Annotated in this window: 22 protein-coding genes and 1 pseudogene; 5 read left to right on the top strand and 18 right to left on the bottom strand. The window is 65.3% G+C overall.

Going from position 1 to position 25,604, the window contains the following annotated elements:
- Position 1: 1 nt before the first annotated feature.
- Together DM806_RS23345 and DM806_RS23340 are read right to left on the bottom strand one after the other, a co-directional pair.
- Positions 2-526 (bottom strand): DUF177 domain-containing protein, encoded by a 525-nt coding sequence (locus DM806_RS23345; protein WP_179045551.1) that lies wholly within the window; start codon positions 524-526, stop codon positions 2-4.
- Positions 523-1,047 carry a ubiquinol-cytochrome C chaperone family protein gene (locus DM806_RS23340; protein ID WP_179045550.1) on the bottom strand — a complete coding sequence of 175 codons (525 nt, stop codon included), beginning with the start codon at positions 1,045-1,047 and terminating at the stop codon, positions 523-525. The genes DM806_RS23345 and DM806_RS23340 overlap by 4 nt, the downstream gene beginning before the upstream one ends.
- 164 nt (positions 1,048-1,211) lie before the next feature.
- Here DM806_RS23340 and DM806_RS23335 point away from each other — a divergent pair, with 164 nt between their 5' ends.
- On the top strand, positions 1,212-1,721 hold the full coding sequence (locus DM806_RS23335) for an outer membrane protein assembly factor BamE (RefSeq protein WP_179045549.1): 510 nt from the start codon (positions 1,212-1,214) through the stop codon (positions 1,719-1,721).
- Positions 1,722-1,773: 52 nt separating this feature from the next.
- Here the strand turns inward: DM806_RS23335 and DM806_RS23330 are convergent, their stop codons facing one another.
- The 3 genes from DM806_RS23330 to DM806_RS23320 all read right to left on the bottom strand — a co-directional run bounded on the left by DM806_RS23330 (position 1,774) and on the right by DM806_RS23320 (position 3,861).
- Positions 1,774-2,670 (bottom strand): pirin family protein, encoded by an 897-nt coding sequence (locus DM806_RS23330; RefSeq protein WP_179045548.1) that lies wholly within the window; start codon positions 2,668-2,670, stop codon positions 1,774-1,776.
- Positions 2,671-2,705: 35 nt separating this feature from the next.
- Positions 2,706-3,026: a hypothetical protein gene (locus tag DM806_RS23325; protein WP_179045547.1), complete on the bottom strand. Its 321-nt coding sequence runs from the start codon at positions 3,024-3,026 to the stop codon at positions 2,706-2,708.
- A 136-nt stretch (positions 3,027-3,162) separates the two neighbouring features.
- On the bottom strand, positions 3,163-3,861 hold the full coding sequence (locus DM806_RS23320; protein WP_179045546.1) for a pirin family protein: 699 nt from the start codon (positions 3,859-3,861) through the stop codon (positions 3,163-3,165).
- A 124-nt stretch (positions 3,862-3,985) separates the two neighbouring features.
- On the opposite strand from DM806_RS23320, the gene DM806_RS23315 reads away from it, so the two are divergent.
- Both DM806_RS23315 and DM806_RS23310 read left to right on the top strand, forming a co-directional pair.
- Entirely contained in the window at positions 3,986-4,915 is a 930-nt protein-coding gene (locus DM806_RS23315) for a LysR family transcriptional regulator (RefSeq protein WP_179045545.1), read from the top strand.
- Between the two features lie 249 nt (positions 4,916-5,164).
- A complete protein-coding gene (locus DM806_RS23310) occupies positions 5,165-5,716 on the top strand; it encodes an arsenate reductase/protein-tyrosine-phosphatase family protein (RefSeq protein WP_179045544.1) in 552 nt (183 codons plus the stop codon).
- Here DM806_RS23310 and DM806_RS23305 read toward each other — a convergent pair.
- The 4 genes from DM806_RS23305 to DM806_RS23290 all read right to left on the bottom strand — a co-directional run bounded on the left by DM806_RS23305 (position 5,688) and on the right by DM806_RS23290 (position 10,915).
- Complete coding sequence (locus DM806_RS23305; protein WP_179045543.1) at positions 5,688-6,899, bottom strand: carboxylate--amine ligase; 1,212 nt, start codon at positions 6,897-6,899, stop codon at positions 5,688-5,690. The two genes, DM806_RS23310 and DM806_RS23305, sit on opposite strands and share 29 nt — an antisense overlap.
- A complete protein-coding gene (locus DM806_RS23300; protein WP_179045542.1) occupies positions 6,896-7,876 on the bottom strand; it encodes a polysaccharide deacetylase family protein in 981 nt (326 codons plus the stop codon). The genes DM806_RS23305 and DM806_RS23300 overlap by 4 nt, the downstream gene beginning before the upstream one ends.
- A gap of 158 nt (positions 7,877-8,034) precedes the next feature.
- Positions 8,035-8,532, bottom strand: a complete 498-nt coding sequence (locus DM806_RS23295; protein ID WP_179045541.1) for a flavin reductase family protein — start codon at positions 8,530-8,532, stop codon at positions 8,035-8,037.
- 121 nt (positions 8,533-8,653) lie between these two features.
- Positions 8,654-10,915, bottom strand: coding sequence for an NADP-dependent malic enzyme (locus DM806_RS23290; RefSeq protein WP_179045540.1), 2,262 nt, complete (start codon positions 10,913-10,915; stop codon positions 8,654-8,656).
- A gap of 139 nt (positions 10,916-11,054) precedes the next feature.
- On the opposite strand from DM806_RS23290, the gene mutS reads away from it, so the two are divergent.
- Both mutS and DM806_RS23280 read left to right on the top strand, forming a co-directional pair.
- Complete coding sequence (gene mutS / locus DM806_RS23285) at positions 11,055-13,715, top strand: DNA mismatch repair protein MutS (RefSeq protein WP_179045539.1); 2,661 nt, start codon at positions 11,055-11,057, stop codon at positions 13,713-13,715.
- 9 nt (positions 13,716-13,724) lie between these two features.
- A complete protein-coding gene (locus tag DM806_RS23280; RefSeq protein WP_179045538.1) occupies positions 13,725-16,487 on the top strand; it encodes a [protein-PII] uridylyltransferase in 2,763 nt (920 codons plus the stop codon).
- A gap of 70 nt (positions 16,488-16,557) precedes the next feature.
- Here the strand turns inward: DM806_RS23280 and DM806_RS23275 are convergent, their stop codons facing one another.
- The 9 genes and pseudogenes from DM806_RS23275 to ispG form a co-directional block, all read right to left on the bottom strand.
- Positions 16,558-17,061 carry a L,D-transpeptidase family protein gene (locus tag DM806_RS23275; RefSeq protein WP_179045537.1) on the bottom strand — a complete coding sequence of 168 codons (504 nt, stop codon included), beginning with the start codon at positions 17,059-17,061 and terminating at the stop codon, positions 16,558-16,560.
- Entirely contained in the window at positions 17,058-18,131 is a 1,074-nt protein-coding gene (gene ribA, locus DM806_RS23270) for a GTP cyclohydrolase II (RefSeq protein ID WP_179045536.1), read from the bottom strand. The genes DM806_RS23275 and ribA overlap by 4 nt, the downstream gene beginning before the upstream one ends.
- Complete coding sequence (gene xth / locus DM806_RS23265) at positions 18,131-18,928, bottom strand: exodeoxyribonuclease III (protein WP_179045535.1); 798 nt, start codon at positions 18,926-18,928, stop codon at positions 18,131-18,133. The genes ribA and xth overlap by 1 nt, the downstream gene beginning before the upstream one ends.
- 269 nt (positions 18,929-19,197) lie before the next feature.
- Positions 19,198-19,839, bottom strand: a complete 642-nt coding sequence (locus tag DM806_RS23260) for a LolA family protein (RefSeq protein ID WP_179045534.1) — start codon at positions 19,837-19,839, stop codon at positions 19,198-19,200.
- 419 nt (positions 19,840-20,258) lie between these two features.
- The gene (locus DM806_RS23255) at positions 20,259-22,586 is read right to left on the bottom strand and encodes an FtsK/SpoIIIE family DNA translocase (protein ID WP_179045533.1); all 2,328 of its coding nucleotides are present in this window, start codon (positions 22,584-22,586) and stop codon (positions 20,259-20,261) included.
- Between the two features lie 113 nt (positions 22,587-22,699).
- A complete protein-coding gene (locus DM806_RS23250) occupies positions 22,700-23,179 on the bottom strand; it encodes a GNAT family N-acetyltransferase (RefSeq protein WP_179045532.1) in 480 nt (159 codons plus the stop codon).
- Positions 23,176-24,087: a DMT family transporter gene (locus tag DM806_RS23245; RefSeq protein ID WP_179045531.1), complete on the bottom strand. Its 912-nt coding sequence runs from the start codon at positions 24,085-24,087 to the stop codon at positions 23,176-23,178. The genes DM806_RS23250 and DM806_RS23245 overlap by 4 nt, the downstream gene beginning before the upstream one ends.
- Positions 24,088-24,095: 8 nt before the next feature.
- A pseudogene (locus tag DM806_RS23240) lies at positions 24,096-24,224 on the bottom strand (biopolymer transporter ExbD); the annotation flags it as partial.
- Between the two features lie 203 nt (positions 24,225-24,427).
- Positions 24,428-25,588 carry a flavodoxin-dependent (E)-4-hydroxy-3-methylbut-2-enyl-diphosphate synthase gene (gene ispG / locus DM806_RS23235; RefSeq protein WP_179045530.1) on the bottom strand — a complete coding sequence of 387 codons (1,161 nt, stop codon included), beginning with the start codon at positions 25,586-25,588 and terminating at the stop codon, positions 24,428-24,430.
- Positions 25,589-25,604 lie beyond the last annotated feature (16 nt).

Here is a 25,604-nt window from a genome sequence, read left to right as displayed (position 1 = left end):
TCTATTTCTTGTCCTTGAGGCCAAGCAGCGCGGCGAAGGGGCTGGCCTGCTCCTCGCTCAGCACGCCCGCCTCTTTCAGATAGGTATCGGCATCCGGCGATCGCGGGAAAGGCGTCACCGCCAGCGCCACCGTCTCGGCCACTGCTTCGCCCATATCGACCACCTGCCCGTCAAAGCCGATCGTGTCGCAATCCTCGGCGTCCAGTTCCAGTTCCTCGCCCTCGGGCACGCCTTCGCCCTCGACCACGAAACGCAGCACGAAATCGGTGTCGATCGTCTCGGGCACCGGCACACCGGTCGCGACGCAGGGCTGGGCCAGCGCCGCGCGCACCCGTCCCCGCGCCATGATCGCGCCATTCTCTTCCGTCAGGCTGTAATCCGCCTCCAGCCGATCGAAGGACGACAGGCCGAAGCGGCGCGCCAATGCCTCGCGCTCGGTCGCATCGGCTTCGATATGGGTATCCCCGGTCAGCCGCTTGACCTGATCGGCCTTCACGGGACGGGAAAATTCAGGGGTATCGGTCATCCAAGATCTCCTGCCAGCAGGGCGTCGCGCGTCAGGCAACCCAGCCGCGTCCAGCGCTCGCGCAGCCTGCCCTCGACATGAGCGACCGCCGCATCGGCGACGCCTGCGCCGCGATAGAGGTTACGGCGCAGCGCCTCAGCAAAATCCGCGCCTTCGGTCAACGCCGCACGATAAGCGCTGATCCGTCCGCCGAGCGCGCTCATCATTCGGCCAACATGCTTGCCGACCACGACATCGCCCACGCCCTCCTGCCGCAACTGCCCGTCCATGTCGTCGACGAACAACTCGGTCAGCCAGACGCTTTCCTGGGTTGCGCCCAACTGCTCCAGCCGGATCAGCGCCTGCGCCAATATGGCGACGATCATGTCGAACCGGCCGTCGAGCGTGTCGGGCACGGCGCCGTCCACATACCAGTGCGGCTGCCGCCCTTCGCCGACCACCGCATGATAGAGCGGCCGCAACCCCTCCCGCGGATCGGTGCGACCGAAGAAGCGCTGGAGGAAGGAGGAGGTGCTGGGCATGATCGGGACGGCTTTTCATGACGGATCGGCCGGCCACGCGCCGTCCGATGTTTTGCGCCCCTTGCCGGGGCTTGCGCATTTCCATATTGATCGCTGCGCCGCCCAATGCAATGGCGGCATCAGTTTTATCGGGTTCGCGGGACATGCCCCCGCAGGAGACGTTCATGCCTCAGTTCAGCCGCCATTCCCGCCGCGGGCGCGTCTTGATCGCCGTCGGCCTCAGCGCGCTGCTGCTCGGCACGTCAGCCTGCACCCGCATCCGCACGCATCAGGGCTATCAGGTCGATAAGCTGCTGGTGGACTCGGTCCAGCCCGGCATCGACAATCGCGCATCGGTGGAAGGCACGCTGGGCCGCCCCAGCTTCGCCTCGCAATTCGGTGAGCAGGACTGGTATTATGTCTCGCGCAACATGCGCTCGCTCGCCTTCTCCAACCCCAAGCCGGTCGACCAGACCGTGCTGCGCGTGCGCTTCGACGCGGCCGGCAACGTCGTGGCGGTCGATCGCATGGGGCTGGAACAGGTCGCGCACATCTCGCCGACCGGCGACAAGACCCCGACGCTGGGCCGCCATCGCAGCCTGTTCGACGAGATTTTCGGCAATATCGGCGCGGTCGGCGCCGGCGGCATGGGCGGTGCGGGTGGTCCCGGCAGCGGCGGCCCGAACGGCAGCTAGAAAGCATAACGCCCGGCCTCTCCAGAGACCGGGCGTTTGCTTTTGGGTGATATCAGGCCGGCAGCGGGATGAACTCGCTTTCCTCCGGCACCGGGGCGAAGCGCTGGGCCTGCCAGTCGGCCTTGGCCTGCTCGATCCGATCGGCCGAGGAAGAGACGAAGTTCCAGTAGATGTTGCGCTTCTCCGGCAGCGGCTCGCCGCCCAGCAGCATCAGCCGCGCACCGCCCCTGGCCCGCAGGACGATCTCCGCGCCGGGCTTGAACACCACCAGTTCCCCGGTTGCAAAGCCGCCGGTCTGGCCGATCACCTCGACCTCGCCCGCCACGACATAGATGGCGCGTTCGACATGCTCGGCCTTGAGCTGATAGCGCGCGCCGTCCTGCAGCGCGATGTCGGCATAGACCATGTCGGAATAGGTCTTCACCGGCGACACTAGGCCGTCGGAGCTGCCCGCGATCAGGGTGAGGCGCGTCCCCGCATCCTCGATGGTCGGAATCTCGTGCGCTTTGTGATGGGAAAAACCGGGATCGGTTTCCTCAAACTGCGTCGGCAGCGCAACCCAGGTCTGGAGGCCGAACAGCTTGCCGCCCCTGGCGCGGTTCTCGTCGGAGGTACGTTCGCTATGGACGATGCCGCTGCCCGCCGTCATCCAGTTCACCTCGCCCGGCCGGATCGGCTGGATCGACCCGACCGAGTCACGATGCAATATCTCACCATCCAGCAGGTAGGTCACGGTGGCGAGGCCGATATGCGGGTGGGGACGGACGTCCAGCCCTTCGCCACTGTTGAAGACTGCCTCGCCCATCTGGTCGAAGAAGATGAAAGGCCCGACCATGCGGCGATGCGCGGACGGCAGCGCCCGGCGGACGGAAAAGCCGTCGCCCAGGTCACGGACGGGGGGAAGGATGATCATGTCGACGCCGTCGACCTCGGAAGTGCGGATGGACATGGGACTGGACCTTTCGGGATCGGAAAATGGGAGGGTCAGGCGCCGAGCAGCGCCAGCGCTTCGATCTGGCCGCGGGAAAAGCCCTGCGCGGCGAGCGTGGGAACATGGCGTTCCGCGATCCGGCGGGTACGGCCGGTTTCGCAGAGGAAATCGCGGACCGGAAGCAGATGGGTGGGCAGGGCCACCGGGGCATCCTTCTTCGGCCCGATCAGCGCGTCGACCGCATGGGCGATGCGCGATCGCATCGAACCGGCGGCGGCGGGCTGGCCGCAACCGCAATCGGCGACGGCGGAAAGGGTGGCCTGCACGTCCTGCCATTCGGCGGGGCTGAGGCGCGGGGTTGCGATGTTCAGCATGGGCAGAGCCTCCTTCGTCTTCGTCCTGATGCAATCCTTCTAGCCCATCAACACTTTGCGGATCAGAGGGATAAAATCGGTGGATCTGTTCGATAGAGTTGAAAAGGGCGCGCGGGTTACGCGCCCTCTCCTGTCGTCAGGCTGCGTCGACCAGCACGATCTCGCTATCCTCGATCGCGGTGACGCGGATCACGTCGAGATCGCTGATCGCAACGCCATCACGAGCGTTGACGCGGACGCCGTCGATTTCGATCGCGCCGGTCGCGGGCACCAGATAGGCCTTGCGATCCTTGGCCGTAGGATATTCGGCGCTGTCACCGGCCTTCAGCGTCGCCGCGACGATCCGCGCATCGGTGCGGATCGGCAGCGCGTCATTGTCATTCTCATAGCCCGACGCCAGCGTCACGAACTGACCGGAGCGTTCGCCCTTGGGAAAGGGTCGCGCACCCCAACTGGGCGCTTCGCCGTCGCGGGTGGGGAGAATCCAGATCTGGAAGATCTTCGTGGTCACATCCTCCAGATTATATTCCGAATGGCGGATGCCGGTGCCGGCGCTCATCACCTGCACGTCGCCCGCTTCGGTGCGCCCCTTGTTGCCCAGGCTGTCCTGATGGGTGATCGCGCCTTCGCGGACATAGGTGATGATTTCCATGTCGCGATGCGGGTGCGGCGGGAAGCCGGTCTGCGGCGCGATGGTGTCGTCGTTCCAGACGCGCAGATTGCCCCAGTGCATCCGCTTCGGGTCATGATAGCCCGCGAACGAGAAATGATGCTTGGCATCCAGCCAGCCATGGTTAGCGCCGCCGAGGCTGTCAAAAGGGCGAAGTTCGATCATGTCCGTATCTCCTGTGGGACGCCGCCAAGGGAAGTGGGCGTCCCTGTTGGAGATGGCTCTAGACCTTGCCGACTTTCTTGGTCAGAGAGATAAAATCAGTCTAACTGTTCGAGGAAATGGAAAAGTGAATAATCCCGGCACGCCGACCTTCGACCAGTTGCGGATCTTCCTGACCATCGTCGACACGGGCAGCTTCGCCGGCGCGGGGCGCAAGCTCAACCGCGCCGTGTCCGTCATCAGCTATGGCATCGCCAATCTGGAGGCGCAGCTGGGATTGCTGCTGTTCGACCGGGAAGGGACGAAGAAGCCGCAGCTAACCGTGGCCGGGCGCGCGCTGCTAGCGGAGGTCCGCTCCATTTCGCACGGGATCGACGGGCTGCGCGCCAAGGTGAAGGGGCTGCTCGACGGGCTGGAGGCGGAGGTCAATCTGGCGGTCGACGTCATGCTGCCGGCCGAACGACTGGGCAAGGTGCTGCGCGCCTTTGCGAAAGAATTTCCGACGGTGCAGTTGCGCCTCCATGCCGAAGCGCTGGGCGCGATCGTCGCCATGGTGCTGGACAAGGGCGCAGTGATCGGCCTGTCCGGCCCGCTATCGGCGGGCGTCGAGGGGATAGAGAGCATGGCGGCCGGATCGGTGCCGATGGTGCCGGTCGCCGCCCCCGATCATCCGCTCGGCCGGATGGAGACGATCCTGCCGGGTGCCGGGCGCGACTATACCCAGCTGGTGCTGACCGACCGGTCGCGCTTCACCGAGGGGCAGGATTATTCGGTGTCCAGTCCCAAGACCTGGCGCCTGGCCGATCTCGGCGCAAAACATGCGCTGCTGCGCGAGGGGATCGGCTGGGGCAATATGCCGCTGCCGATGATCGAGCCGGATCTGGTGGCGGGTACCTTGGTGCGCCTCGCCATGCCCGATCACAGCGGCGGCACTTATCGCTTTTCGGGCATATGGCGGCGCGACACGCCGCCCGGTCCCGCCGCCTCCTGGCTGCTCGACCAATTCGTGGCGCTGGGCCGGGACGACCGGGAACTGGATGGCATGGGCGACGTCTGACCGGCCGCCATCGCGAGCGACCGATCGACAACGGGCCTACGCTGACGCAAGACATCCCGGTCCCGAGTCACCGGAGCCGCGATATGGCAACGGAACGGCAAGACTTCCCGCGCTACCATGACCGATGGGATCGAAGCGTTCACGGTTCCATTTGTCTTTGATGATCGCATATTGCGAGCCGTCGGCTGTTTCAGCCGACTCCAGAATGCTCTAGCGAGGGTTCATGCGCAGCTTATCCCTTCACCATCCATGATCCGCCGCAACTTCGGCACCGTGCGGGGGCTGGTGCGCCTTTGTCTCTCCTATCCGCAACTGATGCTGGGCTTTTCGGCGAGCCGTCGGCCCGATCCGGCCAGCGTGACCCGCCTGGTCTTCGTCTGCCAGGGCAATATCTGCCGCAGCGCCTTCGCCGATGTCGCTGCACGGCGGCTGGGCCTGCGCACCGCCTCCTTCGGCCTGTCGACCACGACGGGGCGGGCGGCCCATCCCCTCGCCATCGCCACAGCCGAAGCGCTGGGGCATGATCTGTCCGCGCATCGCGCCATCGATCTGGCCGATTATGTTCCGGAAGAAGGCGACCTGCTGCTCGCCATGGAAGTGCGGCAGTTGCACCGTCTGGCCGCCGATCCGCGCGTCCGGAATCTGCCGCGCCTGTTGCTGGGTCGCTGGACCCGGCCCCTAATGCCGCATTTGCATGACCCATATGGACTGGACGATCGCTATATGGCGCAATGCCTGTCCCGGATCGATCACGCGATCACGCGGTTGGCGGTCAGCTTTCCCGGCGCACGGCTTTCCTGACCATCTGCATCATGTCCCGCAGCCAGGGCCGGATATCGGACGGCGTGAAGACATAATAGCGGGTCCGCGGATCGACGAAGCCCAGCAGATAGCCCAGCAGATCCGCAACCGGACGCCGGCGGAAGAAGGGATCGCCGATCCGTCCCGGCTTCAACAGCAGACGGACCAGTCGCTTGGTCTCCGGCACCATGTATCGGGCGCGCAGATCATCGCGCGGCGCAGGCGCCGGATCGTCCTGTCCCAGTACCGTGCGCCGATAGGCTTCCCAGGCGAAGTGAGCGCCGCAATGCCAGGCCAGCGGCAGGCTGCCCCAGTAGCGGCCGTTGACCTCCATCAGCCAATAGTCCCCGGTCGCCGCATCATAGCGATATTCGACCATCGCCTGCCCTTCCCAGTCGAGGATATGAAGCAGCTTTTCCGACAAGGCCATTTGCGCGCGGTGATCGCCGGTCGGCTCGGCCCGGCACAGGGTGGAAACGCCGCCTTCGGGCGGCCATTCGTGCAGGCGACGATGCTGGAAACACAGGGTGGCGTGCCCATCCTGCATGTAGAGCATCTGGCCCAGGCCCACGCCACGGCAATATTGCTGGATCATCGGCCAGTGACCCAGCGGAACATAGCGATCCAGCAGCGCCATGAGCTGCTCGGGCGTGCGAATATATTCGGTCTTCAGCCATTCCAGCCCGGCATCGGCCAGGGCCGGCATGATATCCGGCGGATTGGCCCATTTCGCCACCAGCGGGTAGCGCATGTCCGCGACGCGCGCGGCGCAATCCTCCCCCGCCTGCGGCTGCCAGGTCTGGGGCACGCGCAATCCCGCCTGCTTGGCCAGATCGAGCGTGCGCCGCTTGTCGATCACCCGCTCCAGCCGGTCCGGCCGCGGCACCAGCAGATGACAATCCCCCATACGCGGCGGCAACGATGCCAGATCGATGAGGTCATTTTCGGAAATGGCGAAAACCGCGCGAGCGCCGGTGCGGGCGATCAGGCCGGGCAGCCAGGTCGAGGCAGGCCCGTCAGGCCGCGGAATCACTGCGGCGCAATGGCGCGACACGGCCGCGATCGCCAGTGGATCGCGCGCGATTCCGTGCACGCAAACGCCATGCTCGCCCAGTTCCCGAACAATCGTCAGGCTGATCGCATTTTCGAGGCCGACGACCAGCGCAATGGGGCGATCCGTCACGCAGGCATCAGCCGGCGCTCATAGCGCCATGTCGCCCAGGCCTGCTGCGCCAGGCGCAGGCCGGTACGCAAGCGGCTCGGCCGAGCGCGCGTGAAATCCGGCCTGGGCCTGGCGGCCATTTCCGGCGAGAGATCGCGGAAGCCCGCGCCGCGCAGGGGCGGAATCCTGGCCGCTTCCCGGCAAAGCGCTTCAAACCGCGCCTTGACCGAACCATTGGGGCGGCGGCGGTCGCGCGAAAGCATTTCGAAACTGTGAGTCACGACGACGAAGGCATCATGGCCCTGCTGCGCGGCATGGCGCATTCCGGCGCGCATTTCCGCCGCCGACATGGCGCAGACCTGCGCCGGGCGAAAACCCCCTGGCCGATCGGCGATGCCCGATACCGGCAGTTCGATCACATCGCCCATGCGCAACGCTCCAATCTGCCGGGAATCGGCCGATATGCGACAATCCCGGCCGAGATAGGCCGGGTTGACACTGCTGTCCCAGAGGATGCCGATCGCCGCAAGCGCCCGGAGCGTGTCGTCATTGGCGCCGAAATTCCCCGCGCGAAAGGCCGTGATCGGCGGCGCTCCCGCCTCTTCCAGCAACCGTTTGGCAAGGCCCAGCAGGACGATCTGGTCGGCTAGCGTGAAGTCTCCGATATTGCGGCCCTGTCGCCCTTCGACAGGCGACTGCCGCACCCAGGCAAGCCATTCGGTATGGATATGCGCCTGTACTTCATGCCCGCGCCGGACGATCTCCCCGACGACGGGCTTGAGAAAATCGGCGCCATGCACCAGCGCGGGCATGGGATCGAGGAAGAAGACGCCTTTCAGGCCATGGCGATCAAGCCGGTCCATCTGCCAGCCGATGCCGACTTTCTGGCCCTGCGCTTCCGCCCAGATCGACCGGCGCAGATTCTCCTCAAGGCTCGCGCCCCGCTGGTGCAGCGAAGAAGAAAGTTCCGTGTCGATGGTGATGAGCAGCGCGGTCATGCAGCGATCCGGTCAGGGGCAACGGGCCCGACATAGGCAATATGGGTTAAGGAGCAGTAATATGTCCCCCACATGTCCGGCCGGTCACATATCGGAAAGATGGTGCTGACCGTCAATCCATCCTGTCCATGGCAGAAGCCGCCGCAGGCCGCCTTCCTTCACTCCAGCAGGGAAAATTCGCCGTAATTGCCCTGAAAGAAGAGCAGCGGCCGTCCGGGCCGTTCCACTTCCAGCGCCACCACCCGGCCGAGCACGATATAATGATCGCCCGCCTCGTGCACCGCATCGAGCGTGCAGTCGATCCAGGCGACCACATCATCCAGGATCGGCGATCCATTGGCCGAGACGCGATGGGCGATGCCGGCGAACTTGTCGGCTCCCGACCCGGCGATCTGGCGGCAAAGCTGCGTCTGGTCGCTGGCAAGGACATTGACGCAGAAGCGCCCGACCTTCTCGATCCGCGGCCAGCTGCCCGACGTCCTGGCCGGGAAGAAGGCGACCAGCGGCGGATCGAGCGACACGGAGGTGAAGGAGCCGACGACCATGCCCACCGGCGCGCCGTCCGCCTCTACCGCGGTCACGACGCACACGCCGGTCGGATAGTGGCCCAGCACGCGCCGGAAGGTCGCACTATCGAAACTGGTGGCCACGCTCATGCCCTTGGTCGCTCCCTTGGCGGATCATCATCCTTCCCTGTCGCCTGAGGCAGGAGCGTTGCAAGTGAAAAAGCGCGGCCGACCGACAAGCAATGCTCAGCGATCGGCCGATAATCGGGATTCAGAGCGCGGTGCCGCCCGCCGCCAGTACGGCCAGGGTCAGCAGTTCCGACGCGTTGGAGGACATGGTGGCGATCTGCACCGATTTCTCCATGCCGACCAGCACCGGCCCGATCATCGATGTGCCGCCCAGTTCGCGCAGCAGCTTGGCCGAGATATTGGCCGATTGCAGGCCCGGCATGACCAGCACATTGGCCGGGCCGGACAGGCGGCTGAACGGGTAATTTTTCATGACGGCGGGATTGAGCGCCGCGTCGGGCGTCATTTCGCCTTCATATTCGAAATCGACGTCCCGCATATCCAGCACCTTCACCGCATCGCGCACATTGTCGAGGAAGCTGCCCGGCGGGTTGCCGAAATTGGAATAGGACAGGAAGGCGACGCGCGGATCATGGCCCATGCGCCGGGCGACGGCAGCGGTACCCTCGGCAATATCGGCCAGTTCGACCGCGGAAGGCCGCTCATGCACCGTGGTATCGGCCAGGAACACGGTCTTGTCCTTGGCCACCATGACATGGATGCCGAAGGGGGTGCGGCCGGCCGCCGGGTCCATCACCCGCTTCACTTCGCGCAGGGTCTGCGCATAGGGGCGCGTGACACCGCTGATCATCGCGTCGGCGACGCCCATCTTGACCAGCAGAGACCCGAAGATGTTGCGATCGCGATTGACCATCCGTTCGCAGTCGCGGCGCAGATAGCCGCGCCGCTGCAACCGCTTGTAGAGCAGATCGACCATCTCGGGCACCAGCGGCGAATTGACGCTGTTGTGCAGTTCGAAGCTCTCCGGGTCGCGCACTCCCAGTTCCTTCAGCTTGTCGAGCACATGGCCGCGGCCGACCAGCACGGGGATGCCATAGCCATGCTCGCGGAACTGGATCGCCGCACGCAGCACGACCTCCTCCTCCGCCTCGGCGAAGACCACGCGCTTGGGGTTGGCGCGGGCGACTTCATAGGCGGTGGTGAGGACGGTGGTGGTGGGATTGAGACGGGCCTTCAGCGACTGGCGATAGGCGGCCAGGTCCTCGATCGGCTTCTGCGCCACGCCGGTCGCCATCGCCGCCTCGGCAACGGCGGCGGGCACCACTTCCATCAGGCGCGGGTCGAAGGGGGCGGGAATGATATAGTCCGGGCCGAAGCTGTGCGACCGGCCATAGGCCTTGGCCACTTCCTCGGGCACCTGTTCGCGCGCCAGATCGGCGATCGCCTTGGCGGCGGCCAGCTTCATCGCCTCGTTGATCCCGGTCGCCCGCACGTCGAGCGCGCCGCGGAAGATGAAGGGGAAGCCGAGGACGTTGTTCACCTGATTGGGGAAGTCCGACCGGCCGGTGGCGACGATCACGTCGGGGCGGACGGCGTGGGCGTCGGGCGGCAGGATTTCGGGGTCGGGATTGGCCATGGCGAAGATGATCGGCTTGTCCGCCATCGACTTGACCATGTCCTGCGACATGGCGCCGGCAACCGACAGGCCCAGGAACACGTCGGCGCCCTTCACCGCCTCGGCCAGCGTGCGCGCGTCGGTCCGGACCGCATGGGCCGACTTCCACTGGTTCATGCCCTCGGTACGGCCCTGATAGATGACACCCTTGCTGTCGCACATGATGACATTGTCGTGAGGAACGCCCAGCGCCTTGATCAGCTCGGTGCAGCTGATGGAGGCGGCCCCCGCGCCATTCACCACCACCTTCATGTCCTTCATGTCGCGGCCGGTCAGCAGCGCGGCGTTGATGACCCCCGCCGCCGCGATGATCGCCGTGCCATGCTGGTCGTCATGGAACACCGGAATGTTCATCCGCTCCTTGAGCGTCTGTTCGATGATGAAGCATTCGGGCGCCTTGATGTCCTCAAGGTTGATGCCGCCGAAGGTCGGCTCCATCAGCTCGACCGCATCGATGAACCGGTCGACATCCTCGGTCTTCAGCTCGATATCGATGGAATCGACGTCGGCGAAGCGCTTGAACAGCACCGCCTTGCCTTCCATCACCGGCTTGGACGCCAGCGCGCCCAGATTGCCCAAGCCCAGGATCGCCGTACCGTTGGAGATGACCGCGACCAGATTGCCCTTGGCGGTATAGTCATAGGCGGTCGCCGGGTCTTCGGCGATCGCCCGCACCGGCACCGCGACGCCGGGCGAATAGGCAAGGGAGAGGTCGCGCTGCGTGGCCATCGGCTTGGACGCGATGATCTCGATCTTGCCGGGACGGCCGGTAGAGTGGAAGAACAGCGCCTCGCGCTCGGAGAATTCCACATTCGACTTATCGGTCATGGCGGCCACCCATATATTGGAATAAGAAGGCCGCCCTAGCGGTAATTTTATCCTGTGGGCAAGTGCGAGAAGCGCAATTTTCCTGCCTTTCCGCGAAGCTCTGGTTTCAGCGGTGGGATCAGGCTATCGCCTTTCCCCCATGGCAAAATCGACCGACACCGCGCCCGCCGCCGCCTCCCAGCCGACCCCGATGATGGCGCAATATCTGGCGCTGAAGGCGGAGGCGCAGGACTGCCTGCTCTTCTACCGGATGGGCGATTTCTTCGAGCTGTTCTTCGACGACGCCAAGATGGCGGCCGCGACGCTCGATATCGCGCTGACCAGCCGGGGCGAGCATGGCGGGACGCCGATCCCGATGTGCGGCGTACCAGTGCACAGCGCCGAGGGCTATCTGGCGCGCCTCATCAAGGGCGGCCACCGCGTCGCCATCGCCGAGCAGACCGAAACCCCGGCACAGGCCAAGGCGCGCGGGGGCAAGACGCTCGTGGCGCGGGCCATCGTCCGCTACGTCACCGCCGGCACGCTGACCGAGGAAACGCTGCTCGACAGCCGACGCGACAATATGCTGGTCGCGCTGGCGCAGGTTGGCGGAGAGGGATCGGGCGAGATCGGCATCGCCGCCGCCGATATTTCCACCGGCCGGTTCGAGACGATGACCTGCCCGATGGGCGACCTGCCCGCCGAACTGGCCCGGCTGCGGCCGAGCGAGACGGTGGTGGCCGAAGGATCGACCATCGACGTCGTGGATACCCACCCGTTCGACCGTGCCGCCTTCTCCAGCAGCCGGGCCGAGGATGCGCTGAAGCGCCTGTTCGGCGTCGCCACCCTGGACGGCTTCGGCCAGTTCGGCCGCGCGGAGCTGGCGGCGATGGGCGGCCTCATCGCCTATCTCGACCATGCCGGCAAAGGCACCTTGCCCTTCCTTGCCCCGCCTTTGCGCAAGACCAGCGGCGGCCATGTCGCGATCGACGCGGCAACGCGCGAGAGTCTGGAGATCATCGCCACCATGGCCGGCTCCCGCGCGGGCAGTCTGCTGGGCGCGATCGACCGCACCGTCACCGGCGCCGGCGCCCGCCTGCTGGGGCAGGATCTGTCCGCGCCATTGATGGACCTCGCCACGATCGAGGCGCGGCTGGGCCTCGTCCAGCTGTTCCACGATGATTCCATCCTGCGCGACCAGCTCCGCGCCGCGCTGCGCGCATTGCCCGATATCGGTCGCGCGCTGGGCCGCGTCGCGGTCGGGCGCGGCAGCCCGCGCGATCTTGGCCAGCTCCGCGATGGCCTCGGCGAAGCGCGCCTGCTGCGCGAGCGGCTGGGGCGCCTCGCCGACGCGCCGCAGCTTCTGCTGCAACTGCTACCCGCGCTCGATGGCCATGGCGAACTGGTCGACGCCCTGTCGCGCGCGCTGGTGCCCGCGCCACCGACCGAGACGAACAATGGCGGCTATATCGCCGACGGCTATGATCCCGCGCTCGACGAACTGCGCCGCATGGCGGGCGACGGTCGCCGCGCCATCGCCGCGCTCGAAGCGAAATATCGCGAGCAGACGGGCATAGGCTCGCTCAAGATCCGTCATAACGGCGTGCTCGGCTATCATGTCGAGGTGCCCGCCCGCGCCGCCGATGCGCTGATGGCACCCGACAGCGGCTTTACCCATCGCCAGACGCTGGCCGGTGTCGTGCGCTTCAACTCGATCGACTTGCATGAGGAAGCCGGGCGCGTGGCGCAGGCCGGCGCCCATGCGCTGGTCGCCGAAGCCGCGCATCTGGAAGACCTCATCAACGCCGTGCTCGACCGCAAGGCCGACATCGCCCGCGCCGCCGATGCGCTCGCCCGGCTCGACGTCGCAGCCGCGCTCGCCGAACGCGCGGCGGAAGGCGGCTGGCAGCGCCCGCATTTCGTGCCGGATGATGGTGCGGGCCAATGCCTCGACATCGTCGGCGGCCGTCACCCGGTGGTTGAGGATGCCCTGCGCCGCGAGGGCCAGCCCTTCGTCGCCAACGACTGCCGCCTCAATGAAGGCGACCGGCTCTGGCTCGTCACCGGCCCGAACATGGGCGGCAAGTCGACCTTCCTGCGGCAGAATGCGCTGATCGTCATCCTGGCGCAGGCGGGCGGCTACGTCCCCGCCGAAGCGGCGACGCTGACGCTGGTCGACCGCCTGTTCAGCCGCGTCGGCGCATCGGACAATCTGGCCAAGGGCCGCTCCACCTTCATGGTCGAGATGGTCGAGACGGCGGCGATCCTCGCCCAGGCGACGGAACGCAGCTTCGTCATCCTCGACGAGGTCGGGCGCGGCACATCGACCTATGACGGCCTTGCGCTGGCCTGGTCGGTGGTGGAAGCGGTGCATGAGGTCAATCGCTGCCGCTGCCTGTTCGCGACCCATTATCATGAACTGACGCGCCTCGCCGAAAGCCTCTCCTCGCTCTCGCTCCACCATGTCCGCGCGCGCGAGTGGAAAGGCGACCTCATCCTACTACACGAACTGGCCGAAGGACCGGCGGACCGCAGCTATGGCCTCGCTGTCGCGCGTCTCGCGGGCCTGCCGCCCGCCGTGCTCAAGCGCGCCAAGGATGTGCTGTCACGGCTGGAAGCAGGCAAGGCGAAGACCGGCGGGATCGCCGCCGGCCTCGACGACCTGCCGCTTTTCGCCGCCATCGCGGTGCAGGAAGAGGAGAAGGCCGACCCGCTGCGCGCCGCGATCGAGGCGATCGACGCCGACGCCTTGTCCCCGCGTGACGCACTCGATCATATATATCGACTGAAACAACTGGCCGCCGACGTGGTGCACGACTAGAGAACAGATATGGTCATGCAGTTCCCCGCCTTGGGAGCGCGCCGCGCGATCATCGACCGGCGCGCGATTTCCGACAGGATCAACGCCCTTGCGCTGGAGCATCGGGGCGATCCGATGCGGCTGCGCGGTGCGATCGTGAAGGAACTGAAGGCCGCGCTGGACCATGGCCGGGGCGAGGTCGCCAAGCGGTTGGAGGCGAAACCCACGCGCGGACGCGAGGCAGTCAGCGCCTTCGCCTTCCTGATCGACCAGATCATCCGCCTGCTCTACGACGCCACCACCCATCATCTCTACCCCTCCGGCAACCGTAGCACCGGCGAGCGGATCGCGCTGATCGCGGTGGGCGGCTATGGCCGTGGCGAGATGGCGCCGCACAGCGATGTCGATATCGGCTTCATCACCCCCTGGAAGCCGACCGGCTGGACCGAGCAAGTGATCGAATCCATGCTCTATTCGCTGTGGGATCTGGGCCTCAAGGTCGGGCACAGCAGCCGTTCGGTCGACGAGACGATGCGCATGGCGAAGAGCGACCTCACCGTCCGCACCGCCCTGCTGGAGGCGCGCTATATCTGGGGCGACCGTGCCCTGTACGAGGAAACGTCCGCCCGCTTCGATGCCGAGGTGATGCAGGGCAATGCCCGCGCCTTCGTCACCGAGAAGCTGGAGGAGCGCGACGAGCGCCACAGGCGCATGGGCGACAGCCGCTATGTCGTCGAACCCAATGTGAAGGAAGGCAAGGGCGGACTGCGCGACCTGCACACGCTCTTCTGGATCGGCAAATATGTGAACCGGGTGCGATCGGTCGCCGATCTGGTCGATGTCGGCCTGCTGACGCAGAGCGAACTGCGCCAGTTCCAGAAGGCGGAGGATTTCCTCTGGGCCGTGCGCTGTCACCTCCACACCATCACCGGGCGCGCCGAAGACCGGCTGACCTTCGACCTGCAACTCGAAACCGCGACGCGGATGCATTTCATCGGGCGTGCGGGACGGTCGGGGGTCGAGCGCTTCATGCGCTATTATTTCCTGAACGCGAAGACGGTAGGCGACCTCACCGCCGTATTCCTGGCGCATCTGGACGACCAGATGGGGCCCAAGGGGCGGCGTTATATCCCGTCCATCTTCCGCCGTCCCAAGAAGCTGGACGGATTCGTGCTAGAACGGGGACGGCTGGCGCTGCCGAGTGACGATTTCTTCCAGGCGGATCCGGTGCGAATGCTGGAGATCTTCGCCGTGGCGGACAAGCACGGGCTTCAGATCCACCCCAGCGCCATGCGCGCCGCCAGCCGCGACGCCGGCCTGATCAGCGCAAAGGTGCGCAAGGATCCCCGTGCCAACGCCGCCTTCATGGACGTGCTGACCTCTCCGCGCGATCCCGAAACGGTGCTGCGCTGGATGAATGAATCGACTGTCTTCGGCCGTTTCATCCCCGACTTCCGCCGCGTCGTCGCGCAGATGCAGTTCGACATGTATCATCATTATACGGTCGACGAGCATACCATCCGTGCGGTCGGACTGCTGGCCCGGATCGAGAAGGGCGAACTGGGGCAGGATCATCCGCTCTCGACCGATCTGATGGGCCGCCTGATCTCGCGCCGGGTTCTGTATGTCGCCGTATTGTTGCACGACATCGCCAAGGGGCGTGGCGGCGATCACAGCCTGCTGGGCGCGGAGGTGGCGGAACATCTCTGTCCTCGCCTCGGCCTCAGCCCGGCCGAGACCGAGACGGTCGCCTGGCTGGTGCGCTATCACCTCCTCATGTCGGCGACCGCGTTCAAGCGCGATCTGGCCGACTACAAGACGATCCTCGATTTCGTCGATGTGGTGCAAAGTCCCGAGCGGCTGCGCCTGCTGCTCTGCCTCACCGTGGTCGACATTCGCGCCGTGGGACCGGGCGTCTGGAATAGCTGGAAGCGGCAGTTGCTGGGCGATCTCTACGACTCGGCGGAGGAAGTGCTGCGCCTCGGCCACAAGCAGAAGGGGCGCAGCGAACGGGTCGCCGCCAAGCAGGTCGCGCTGCGCGCGGCCCTGGGCATGAACGAAGCCGCGTTCGAGGCATTCAGCAAGCGATTGCCCGAATCCTACTGGATCGCCGAGCCGGAGGACATCCTCGTCCATAACGCCCAGCATATATTGGAATCCGGCGACGCCCAGCTGTCGATCGCGGCACAATATTATCCGCAGCGCGGCGCGACGCTGGTCACGGTCTATGCGACCGACCATCCGGGCCTCTTCTACCGCATCGCCGGCGCCATCCATCTGGCCGGCGGCAACATCATCGATGCGCGCATCCATACGACGCGCGACGGCGTCGCCATCGACAATTTCCTGGTGCAGGATCCGCTCGGTGGCGCCTTCCACAGCCCCGAACAGCTGACGCGCATCCGCAATGCGATCGAGGATTCGCTGTCCAACCGGCATCGGCTGATCACCAAGCTCGCGGCGCGCCCCCTGCCCCGCACCCGCGCCGAAGCCTTCCGTATCGAGCCCAATGTGCTGATCGACAACAAGGCGTCGAACCGCTTCACCGTGGTCGAGGTGAACGCCCGCGACCGTCCGGCTCTGCTGTTCAGCCTCGCCAATGCGCTGTTCCAGTCGAAGCTGACAGTCCACAGCGCGCATGTCGCCACCTATGGCGAACGCGCGGTCGACACCTTCTACATCACCGACCTGCTGGGCGGAAAGATCGAGAGCAAGGCCCGGCTCCAGACGCTGGAGCGCCGCCTGCTCGAAGCCGCCGGCGGCGAGGTCGGCGAAGCGCTGGAGATGGCGTAGAAATTACTCCTCCGTTCGCTGCGCCTGTCGAAGGGCGCGCGCCTGCTTCGACAGGCGCAGCGAACGGATGTTACGGAAGAATCTCCATTACATCGCCCGGCGCCAGCAAGGGCAACAGCCGCAGCATGTCCGTCCGCTCCACCGCGACGCAGCCCGCCGTGGGACGTCCTTCGGACAGATGGAAGAAGATCGCGCTGCCCTGCCCCGGCACCGGTGGCGCATCATTATGCCCCAGCACGACGATCACATCATAGGCGTCGTCCCCCCGGATCAGATTTTCGGCGGAAAAGGGGCGGGGCAGACGAACCGGGCGATTATAGGCCGGGTCGTCCACGCCGTCCGACCAGCCATCGCCGGCGCGCACCCAGCGCCACGGCAGACGGATGCCGGCCGCCTCGACCTTGCCCGGCCGCAGCAGCACGCCCCGGATCGGCCATGTCCCGATCGGTGTGCAACCATCCCCTTCCCGCTTGTCCACCGCCGCACAGGCGCCGCCACGCCCGATCGTGCAGGGCATGACGATATCGCCGAAACGCAGGCGCCCCGCGCCACATTCGACGCCGATGACACTCATAGCTGGTGGCCGGTCCGGTCGCGCTTGGTCGCCAGATAGCGTTCATTATGCGGGTTGGTGGGCAGGATGATCGGCAAGCGCTCGGCCACCTTGATGCCAGCCTCCTCCAGCCCGACCACCTTGTTCGGATTGTTGGTCAGCAGTCGCACCTCGCCGACGCCCAGCAGATCGAGCATCCGCGCCGCCACCGAGAAATCGCGCGCGTCGATCGCGAATCCCAGCCGCACATTGGCGTCGACCGTGTCGAACCCCTGATCCTGCATCGCATAGGCGCGCAACTTGTTGACCAGGCCGATGCCCCGCCCCTCCTGCCGCAGATAGAGCAATATACCCCAGGGCGCGTCGGCGATCTGGTGCAGCGCCTCATGCAGTTGCGGCCCGCAATCGCATTTCAGGCTGCCCAGCACGTCTCCGGTCAGGCATTCGCTGTGCAACCGGATAACCGGCGGCGAACTATCCCGCTTGCCGACGATCAGCGCGACATGCTCGCGCGGTTCGTCCGGGCTACGGAAGGCAACGATCTCGGCACTTTCGCTGGCCGACACCGGCAATCGCGCACGTGTCGCGACAGCGAGATGGACAGCATCGTCATAGGCGGCGATGTCGTCCGCACTGACCTCCACCTCGACCGGGCCATCGTCCTGACGCAGGAAATAGGCGGGCAATATCCCGGCCAGCCGGGCCAGCCTTAGCGCCGCCTTGGCGGCTTGCGGGGCCGACAGCGAACGGGCGCGGAACGGCCCCTTGAGCGGCGAGGCAAGATCGAGCACCGGATCGGCGATCGCTGTCGCCACGTCCGCATCGATCCACGGCGTGCGTTCGACCAGCACCGGCAATTCGGGATCGGCCGCCGCCAACTGGTTGGCGAGCTTCAGCGTCTCGGCCCGCGCGGCGGAAATGAGTATGTCGGCTTCGCTGTCGGGATCGAAGCCACCGAGCGTCACCGCGTCGGCACCCTCGATCGCCATCAGCCGGATCGCGCCGTCGGGGGCGCTCAGGCGCACCGCCCAGCCCCGGCGCAGCGCGTCAATGGCGCGGGCGGCGTTGCGGGCGGCGGGATCGGTCGCCATCAGAAGGCGAACTCGGTGATGATCGGTATATGGTCCGACGGCTTGATCCAGCTGCGCGCGGGTTCGACCACGCGGTGGCTGATCGCCTTGTCCGCGACATCCTTGGTCATCCACATATGATCGAGGCGGCGGCCACGATCCGATTCCGCCCAATCCTTCGCGCGATAGCTCCACCAGGTGTAGAGCCGCGCGGGTGCGGGATGGAAATGGCGGCCGATATCGACCCAGTCGTTCGACGCCTGAAGCCGGTCGAGAATCTCGCACTCGATCGGCGTATGACTGACGACGTTCAGCAACTGCTTGTGGCTCCACACGTCGCATTCCAGCGGCGCGATGTTGAAGTCGCCGGTCAGGATGGTCGGCTTGTCCTCCAGATCGGAGGACCACTGGATCATGCGTTCGAGGAAATCGAGCTTCTGGCCGAACTTGGGATTCACCTCCCGGTCGGGCACGTCGCCACCGGCGGGAACATAGACATTCTCGATCCGCACGCCATTGTCGAGCCGTACGCCGACGTGACGCGCCTCGCCATTGGCCTGCCAGTCGAGCCGGTCGTCCTCGTGAATCGGCAACTTGCTCATGATCGCGACGCCATGGTGCATCCGCTGCCCGTTCAGCACCTGATGCACATAGCCCAGCCGCTTGAACATCTCGGTGGGGTAAATCTCGTTCACCACCTTTGTTTCCTGAAGGCAGAGAATGTCGGGCGCTTCTTGCCGCAGCAGCTGTTCGACGATGTCGATGCGCGCGCGGACGCTGTTGATGTTCCAGGAGCAAATAGAGAGCGTATCGGCCATGCGGCAAGCCCTAGAAGTGCGCGCGGGCTTGTGCAAGCACCCGACAAAGTAAGACCCCCGCTCCGGGGGCGTGGAACGGGGGTCTCGATCGCGCCCTTGAAGCGCTTTGCGACGAGAGCTGGGGACCGGGTAACAGGGGGGAAATCCCGGTTTTGTCTCTCGCCGTGGGTTCCTGATTAGCGCCCCGCATATGAGCGGCAGATGAACGAAAACGAAAGTTTTTCGGGCTGTCCCGCAGGGCGCTCGGGCCACCCCGCGGCACGGCTGAATCAGCCGCCGGCCGAACGGCCCTTGGGTCGCGGGTCGGTCCAGCGGAAGGCGGAGTCGGCGACCGGCACGCCATAACGCTGGTTGGTCAGGCGCACCGCCGTGCGGTTATTCTGCGAATCGAGCGCCACCCAGCCGTAGAGCTGCAAGCCCGCCGGACTGGCCGGATCGCGCTTGAAGATCATGCTGATGGTGCCGAACTCCGGCCGCTTGGGATCGCGTGCCTCAACGCTCAGGATCGACGGATCGCCGGTCGGCACGACCTTGCCGAACTTCGACAGATCCTTATTGGGATCGAGCAGCGCGCCCAGCGGCGAATTGCCGATCGGCCAGCGCTGCACCTGCCGCACCTCATAGTCGATCATGGTCAGCGCCTTGCCGTCGCCTACGATCAACAACGGCACGCCCTTCTGATACTGGAAGCGGATCTTGCCGGGCTGCTTGATGGTCAACTGCCCGGTCAGCGTCTGGCCGTTGCGGTCGGTCTGGCTGAAATCGGCGGTCATGGTGGTGACGGCGCGGATATAGGCGTTGACCTGGGCAAGATCGGATTGGCCCAGTTGCTGGGCCATCGCAGGGATGGTCGGCACGACCATAGGCGTGGCGGCAAGGGCAAGCGCGAGGGGCGCAATGATGCGCTTCATGGCGTTCAACTCCATCTGTTCTGGAAGGATGGGATTAGGCGGCGGGGCTTGAACCCGTTGTGAACCCGCCTGTTCCGAAACTGCAAGGATCTGGGGTGATGGGGGAGAGCATCCGCTGGATATCTGGCACTGGATATCGGGACAAGCTCTATCCCCCATGCTCCCGCCTCGCCATGCCGGTCTTTCCGGCGGCACCGCTCCAATTATGTTATCGGCGCGGCAGCAGCAGGGGCACGCCTAGACGCTTTCGGCGCCAAAAAAAAGGCCGATCTGACGACCGGCCCTGAAAGTTTTTAGGAGAGGATGCCTGAAAGGCCCGTTCCCTATGCCTCTCGATCGCTCATGCTGCAAATGCGAAGGGCGAAAGCACGATTGCGTGACGTGCAATCGTCCCGGATTCAAGCCGCTTTTCCGACGCTTCAGATCGGATTCCCATTTTCATCGCGCAGCACTTCGCGGCGGCCAACATGGTTGGGCGGGCCGACCAGCCCTTCCTCTTCCATTCGCTCTATCAGGCGCGCGGCGCTGTTGTAGCCGACGCGGAGCTGGCGCTGGAGCCAGCTGGTCGACGCCTTCTGATTCTCGAACACCAGCTGGCACGCCTTGCGGAACAGCTGCGCGTCGGGGCTGTCATCGCCCAGATCGACACCATCGAGCGCGAAGCTGCCCTCTTCCGGCTCCTCGGTCACGGCGGAGATATAGTCGGGCTGGCCCTGCGCGCGCCAATGGTCGGCGACCACGCGCACTTCGTCATCCGACACGAAGGGACCATGGACGCGGGTCAGACCCTTGCCGCCATGCATGTAGAGCATGTCGCCCTTGCCCAGCAGCTGTTCGGCGCCCTGTTCGCCCAGGATGGTGCGGCTGTCGATCTTCGACGTCACGAAGAAACTGATGCGGGTCGGCAGGTTCGCCTTGATGACGCCGGTGATGACGTCGACCGAGGGGCGCTGGGTCGCAAGGATCAGGTGGATGCCTGCCGCGCGCGCTTTTTGCGCCAGACGCTGGATCAGGAATTCGACTTCCTTGCCGGCCGTCATCATCAGGTCGGCCAGCTCGTCGACCACCACCACGATCTGTGGCAGCGGCTGGAAATCGAGCTGTTCCTCCTCATAGATCGGCTTGCCGGTTTCGGGGTCGTAGCCGGTCTGGACACGGCGGCCGAGCGGCTTGCCCTTGGCCTTCGCGGCGCGGACCTTCTCATTATAATTGGCAAGGTTGCGGACCGAGATCGACGCCATCATGCGATAGCGATCCTCCATCTGCTCCACCGCCCATTTGAGTGCCCGGATCGCCTTGGCCGGCTCGGTGACGACTGGGGAGAGCAGATGCGGGATGTCGTCATAGGTCGACAGTTCCAGCATCTTGGGATCGATCATGATCAGGCGCAGCTGATCCGGAGTCATCCGGTAGAGCAGCGACAGGATCATGGCGTTGAGGCCGACCGACTTACCCGAACCGGTGGTACCGGCGATCAGCAAATGCGGCATGGGAGCAAGGTCGGCGATGATCGGCTCGCCCGAGATATTCTTGCCCAGGATGATCGGCAGCGTCGCTTCCTGCCCGAACTGTTCCGACGTGATGAGTTCGCGGAAGGACACACCCTCGCGGTTTGCGTTGGGCAGCTCGATGCCGATGACGGTGCGGCCGGGAATGGTCGCGACGCGCGCCGACAGCGCCGACATGTTGCGCGCGATATCGTCGGCCAGCGCGATCACGCGGCTCGCCTTGATGCCCGGTGCCGGCTCCAGTTCATACATGGTGACGACCGGGCCGGGGCGGACCTCGACGATATTGCCCTTCACGTGGAAGTCGTCGAGCACGGACTCCAACAGCCGGGCGTTGCGCTCCAGCGCCGCCTTGTCGATCTTGCCACCCTGGCTAGCAGGAATCGGATTGAGCAGGTCGGGCGACGGCAGCGAGCTGTTGCCGAACAGATCGTCCTGCGACACCGGCGCCATGCTGCGCTGCGCCGGGGCTGGCTTGGGCGTCTGGATGGTGATGGGCGGCTTGGGTTCGTTCGACACCTGCTTGCGCGGGGCGATGACGCGCTCGGCCCGGTCATCCTCTTGGTCCTCGTCACCCTCGACCGCCGGCGCGCCACCGGCAAAGGCCAGGCTGGGACGCGGCAGGTTGAAGCGGGGCAAGGTCGGGCGACGCAGCGCGATGATCGGCTTTTCCAGCGCCAGGCTGCGATAGCAGGTGAAGAGGCCAGCGATCAGCGTCACGACGATCAGCACGCCCTTGATCCAGGGCGCGGCGGCAGGCACCTGCGCGGTCAGGCTGGCAACGCCCTTGGCCGTGACGAGGCCGATCACTCCGCCCCATCCCGCGGGCAGGCCGACCAGCGGATCGGTCTGGAACAGGGCCAGCGCGATGCCGATCAGGACGATGCCGAACAGGCATTTGCCGAACTGCGCCTTCCACCCGCTCATATCCTGGTCGCCCCAGAGGCGGCGCGCGGTCACTGCCATCAGCGGCAGGAGCAAAGCGACCGGCACGCCCAGCAGCCAGAGCAGAAAATCGGCGGCCCAGGCGCCGGGCGCCTGCATGATGTTGGCGACATGCTCGCCCGCGACCGTGTTCATCGACGGATCGCTGGGGGCATAGCTTAGCAACGCGAGCGCCAGGAACAGGGTCGCCAGCATCAGCGTGATCGCGCCGATCAGCGCACCGCTGCGAATGAGGCTACGCTTCAGCATTTCGCGCCACTCCGGCGATCGTTTCACGGTGCGGCCGACGGCCATAAAACTGCATGTCCCCCAAATGTTCCAGATCGGCACAATGCCTCCGGGGGTGACTCCACGTCAAGCCTGCGCCCTTCAGCTCGTCCCGAAGACTTTATCCGAAGGCATGGATTTCAGGAGGTCGCGAGAGCCCTGAGCGCATCCCCATCGACGCGCTGCACCGTCCATTCGTCCATCGGCTTCGCTCCGATCGCGCGATAGACCGCAATGGCGGGTTCGTTCCAATCGAGCACCGACCATTCCAGCCGGGCGCAGTCACGGTCGATGGCCAGCTGCGCCAGACGCGCCAGCAGCGCCTTGCCAGCGCCCAACCCGCGCGCCTGCGGCAACACGAACAGATCCTCCAGATAAAGGCCGGGCCGCCCCTCGAAGGTCGAGAAATTATGGAAGAAGAGGGCGAAGCCGATCGCCGCGTCGTCATGCTCGGCGATCAGCACTTCCACCATCGGGCGCGCGCCGAACAGATAGCGGGCCAGCGTCTCGCGATCCGTCTTCACCTCATGCGCCAGCCGCTCATAATCGGCCAGCGCGCGGATGAAATCATGGATGGTCCCGATATCGTCAGCCACTGCTTCGCGAATGATGATGCTCATGCCGTCCCCGCTTCCACATGGGCCCCCTGATGATCAAGGGCATTTGCCCGTTTCGCGCGCGCCGCGATAAGGCAGCCGGCCACGATCAGCAACGCCCCCGTCACGGTCGCGACCGTCAGCCGGTCGCCGAATATCAACCAGCCGATGATCGCCGCCCAGATGAAGGCGCTATATTCGACCGGGATCAGCCGCTGCGCCTCCGCCCGCGCATAGGCCCAGGCCAGCGCCGCAAGCGAGGTGAAGGCCAGGGTCGCGGCGAGCAGCACGAGCGGAATGGCCTTGGCAGGCGGAATGATCGCCAGCCAGGGTGCGCCCACTGCGAACACGGCCAGCATGATGAGATGCTGGAAAAAGGCGACCTCGATCGGGGAAGCGACCTGCGCCTGCTGCCGCTGGATGATGAGATTCCAGGCGAACAGTATCGCCGAAATGAGTACCGCGATCGCACCCAGCAATGCGTCGCTGTCATAATTGCCCTGCAACCGTCCCGACAGGATGACCCCTACGCCCACCAGCCCCAGCAGCGATGCGCCGATCGCTTCCCGCCCGACGCTTTCCTTGAGCAGCAGCGCCGCCAGATAGAGGGCGATGAGCGGCGCGATGAAGGACAGGGCGATGGCTTCGGCCAGCGGCAGCCGCATGATCGCCCAGAAGAAAAGCGCCGCCATGAAGGCCACGACCACGCCACGCAACAGATGGATGCGCAGCACTGCCCGCGTCGGCCAGCGCTGCCGGGTCAACAGCATCAGCGCCAATCCAAGCAAGCTCCCTGTCACCGCCCGCCAGAACAGCGCGTTATAAAGGCCGATGGAGAGGCTCAGCCCCTTCATCGCCGCGTCCATCACCGAAAAGAGCGCGACGCCAAGGCAGCAGATGGCGAAAGGGATCGCAAAAGAACGCGGAACCATGGAATATTCTATTTTTCGCTCTGGGAAGTCGGTTCGGCGATAAATCCGACCTTTTTATATCCCTGCCGCTGCATCGTGTAGATCACCCCGCCGATACAGCGATAAGGCACATTTCCGCTTCCAATTATGCGCACATCCGATTTTGTATCGGCATAGGGTGCCAGAGCCGCTTCCAACGCCTTGGGGTCTTGCGGGTCGAAAGACTTCCCTCCGATCGTCGCGAGGCAGTTCCCTTCAACGCCGGGAACCGCACTCAACCTCAGCATCGGTCGTTCATCATGCGACTTCTCGCAACCCGTCAATGCAGCGACGCCCATCAAGCCGACGATGCATTTGGCCGTCATTCCGCCGCCTGCACCTTGCCGGCGTCGGTCGTTTCGGCCTCCAGCTTCTCCGCCTCGATCTCCGCTGCCTTGGCCTCGACCAGCTTCACGATATGGTCGACCATGTCGGCGTCCTGGATCGTGTGGTCGGTGACGCCCGACAGATAGACCATATGTTTGCCATTACCGCCGCCGGTCAGGCCGATATCGGTTTCGCGCGCTTCGCCCGGACCGTTGACGACGCAACCCAGCACCGACAGCGAGAGCGGCGTATTGATATGCTGCAATCGCTCCTCCAGCGCCTGGACGGTGCGGATCACGTCGAAACCCTGCCGCGCGCAGGAGGGGCAGGAGATGACCTTGACCCCACGGGTGCGGATGCCGAGCGATTTCAGTATCTCGTAGCCAACCCGCACTTCCTCCTCCGGTTCGGCGGAGAGCGACACGCGGATCGTGTCGCCGATGCCGGCCCAGAGCAGGTTGCCGATGCCGATCGCGCTCTTCACCGTGCCGCCGATCAGGCCACCCGCCTCGGTGATGCCCAGATGCAGCGGGCAATCGACCGCCTCGGCCAGCTGCATATAGGCGGCGACGGCGAGGAACACGTCGCTCGCCTTCACCGCAACCTTATATTCGTGGAAATCCTGGTCCTGGAGCAGTTTGATATGGTCGAGCGCGCTTTCGACCAGCGCCTCGGGGCACGGTTCACCATATTTTTCGAGCAGATCTTTCTCGAGGCTCCCGGCATTGACACCGATGCGGATCGAGCAGCCATTGGCCTTGGCCGCGTCGACCACTTCCTTCACCCGCTTTTCCGAGCCGATATTGCCCGGATTGATGCGCAAGCAGGCTGCGCCGGCGTCAGCCGCTTCCAGCGCGCGCTTGTAATGGAAATGGATGTCCGCAACGATCGGCACGCGGACGGCGCGGACGATCTGCTGGAGCGCGGCGGTCGATTCCTCGTCGGGGCAGGACACGCGGATGATGTCGACGCCCGCATCCTCGCAGCGGCGGATCTGGTCGATGGTCGCCTTGACGTCATGGGTCAGCGTGTTGGTCATGGTCTGGACCGTGACCGGCGCGCCACCGCCGACGGGGACATTGCCGACCATGATCTGCCGCGACTGCCGCCGCGCAATGTCGCGCCAGGGGCGCAGGCCGGGATTATGATCGGACATGAAAAAGGGGCTCCGT

Origin of the sequence: Sphingobium lactosutens, from assembly GCF_013393185.1 — a bacterium.
In the GTDB taxonomy this organism is placed as follows: Bacteria; Pseudomonadota; Alphaproteobacteria; order Sphingomonadales; family Sphingomonadaceae; genus Sphingobium; species Sphingobium lactosutens_A.
This window is presented reverse-complemented; position numbering and strand designations above follow the sequence as displayed.

What these genes read in the sequence shown, in the direction of transcription:
- DM806_RS23345 (WP_179045551.1), bottom strand. Translation starts at nt 526, where the DNA reads ATGACCGATACCCCTGAATTTTCCCGTCCCGTGAAGGCCGATCAGGTC.
- DM806_RS23340 (WP_179045550.1), bottom strand. Translation starts at nt 1,047, where the DNA reads ATGCCCAGCACCTCCTCCTTCCTCCAGCGCTTCTTCGGTCGCACCGAT.
- DM806_RS23335 (WP_179045549.1), top strand. Translation starts at nt 1,212, where the DNA reads ATGCCTCAGTTCAGCCGCCATTCCCGCCGCGGGCGCGTCTTGATCGCC.
- DM806_RS23330 (WP_179045548.1), bottom strand. Translation starts at nt 2,670, where the DNA reads ATGTCCATCCGCACTTCCGAGGTCGACGGCGTCGACATGATCATCCTT.
- DM806_RS23325 (WP_179045547.1), bottom strand. Translation starts at nt 3,026, where the DNA reads ATGCTGAACATCGCAACCCCGCGCCTCAGCCCCGCCGAATGGCAGGAC.
- DM806_RS23320 (WP_179045546.1), bottom strand. Translation starts at nt 3,861, where the DNA reads ATGATCGAACTTCGCCCTTTTGACAGCCTCGGCGGCGCTAACCATGGC.
- DM806_RS23310 (WP_179045544.1), top strand. Translation starts at nt 5,165, where the DNA reads ATGATCCGCCGCAACTTCGGCACCGTGCGGGGGCTGGTGCGCCTTTGT.
- DM806_RS23300 (WP_179045542.1), bottom strand. Translation starts at nt 7,876, where the DNA reads ATGACCGCGCTGCTCATCACCATCGACACGGAACTTTCTTCTTCGCTG.
- DM806_RS23295 (WP_179045541.1), bottom strand. Translation starts at nt 8,532, where the DNA reads ATGAGCGTGGCCACCAGTTTCGATAGTGCGACCTTCCGGCGCGTGCTG.
- DM806_RS23290 (WP_179045540.1), bottom strand. Translation starts at nt 10,915, where the DNA reads ATGACCGATAAGTCGAATGTGGAATTCTCCGAGCGCGAGGCGCTGTTC.
- mutS (WP_179045539.1), top strand. Translation starts at nt 11,055, where the DNA reads ATGGCAAAATCGACCGACACCGCGCCCGCCGCCGCCTCCCAGCCGACC.
- DM806_RS23280 (WP_179045538.1), top strand. Translation starts at nt 13,725, where the DNA reads ATGGTCATGCAGTTCCCCGCCTTGGGAGCGCGCCGCGCGATCATCGAC.
- DM806_RS23275 (WP_179045537.1), bottom strand. Translation starts at nt 17,061, where the DNA reads ATGAGTGTCATCGGCGTCGAATGTGGCGCGGGGCGCCTGCGTTTCGGC.
- ribA (WP_179045536.1), bottom strand. Translation starts at nt 18,131, where the DNA reads ATGGCGACCGATCCCGCCGCCCGCAACGCCGCCCGCGCCATTGACGCG.
- xth (WP_179045535.1), bottom strand. Translation starts at nt 18,928, where the DNA reads ATGGCCGATACGCTCTCTATTTGCTCCTGGAACATCAACAGCGTCCGC.
- DM806_RS23260 (WP_179045534.1), bottom strand. Translation starts at nt 19,839, where the DNA reads ATGAAGCGCATCATTGCGCCCCTCGCGCTTGCCCTTGCCGCCACGCCT.
- DM806_RS23255 (WP_179045533.1), bottom strand. Translation starts at nt 22,586, where the DNA reads ATGGCCGTCGGCCGCACCGTGAAACGATCGCCGGAGTGGCGCGAAATG.
- DM806_RS23250 (WP_179045532.1), bottom strand. Translation starts at nt 23,179, where the DNA reads ATGAGCATCATCATTCGCGAAGCAGTGGCTGACGATATCGGGACCATC.
- DM806_RS23245 (WP_179045531.1), bottom strand. Translation starts at nt 24,087, where the DNA reads ATGGTTCCGCGTTCTTTTGCGATCCCTTTCGCCATCTGCTGCCTTGGC.
- ispG (WP_179045530.1), bottom strand. Translation starts at nt 25,588, where the DNA reads ATGTCCGATCATAATCCCGGCCTGCGCCCCTGGCGCGACATTGCGCGG.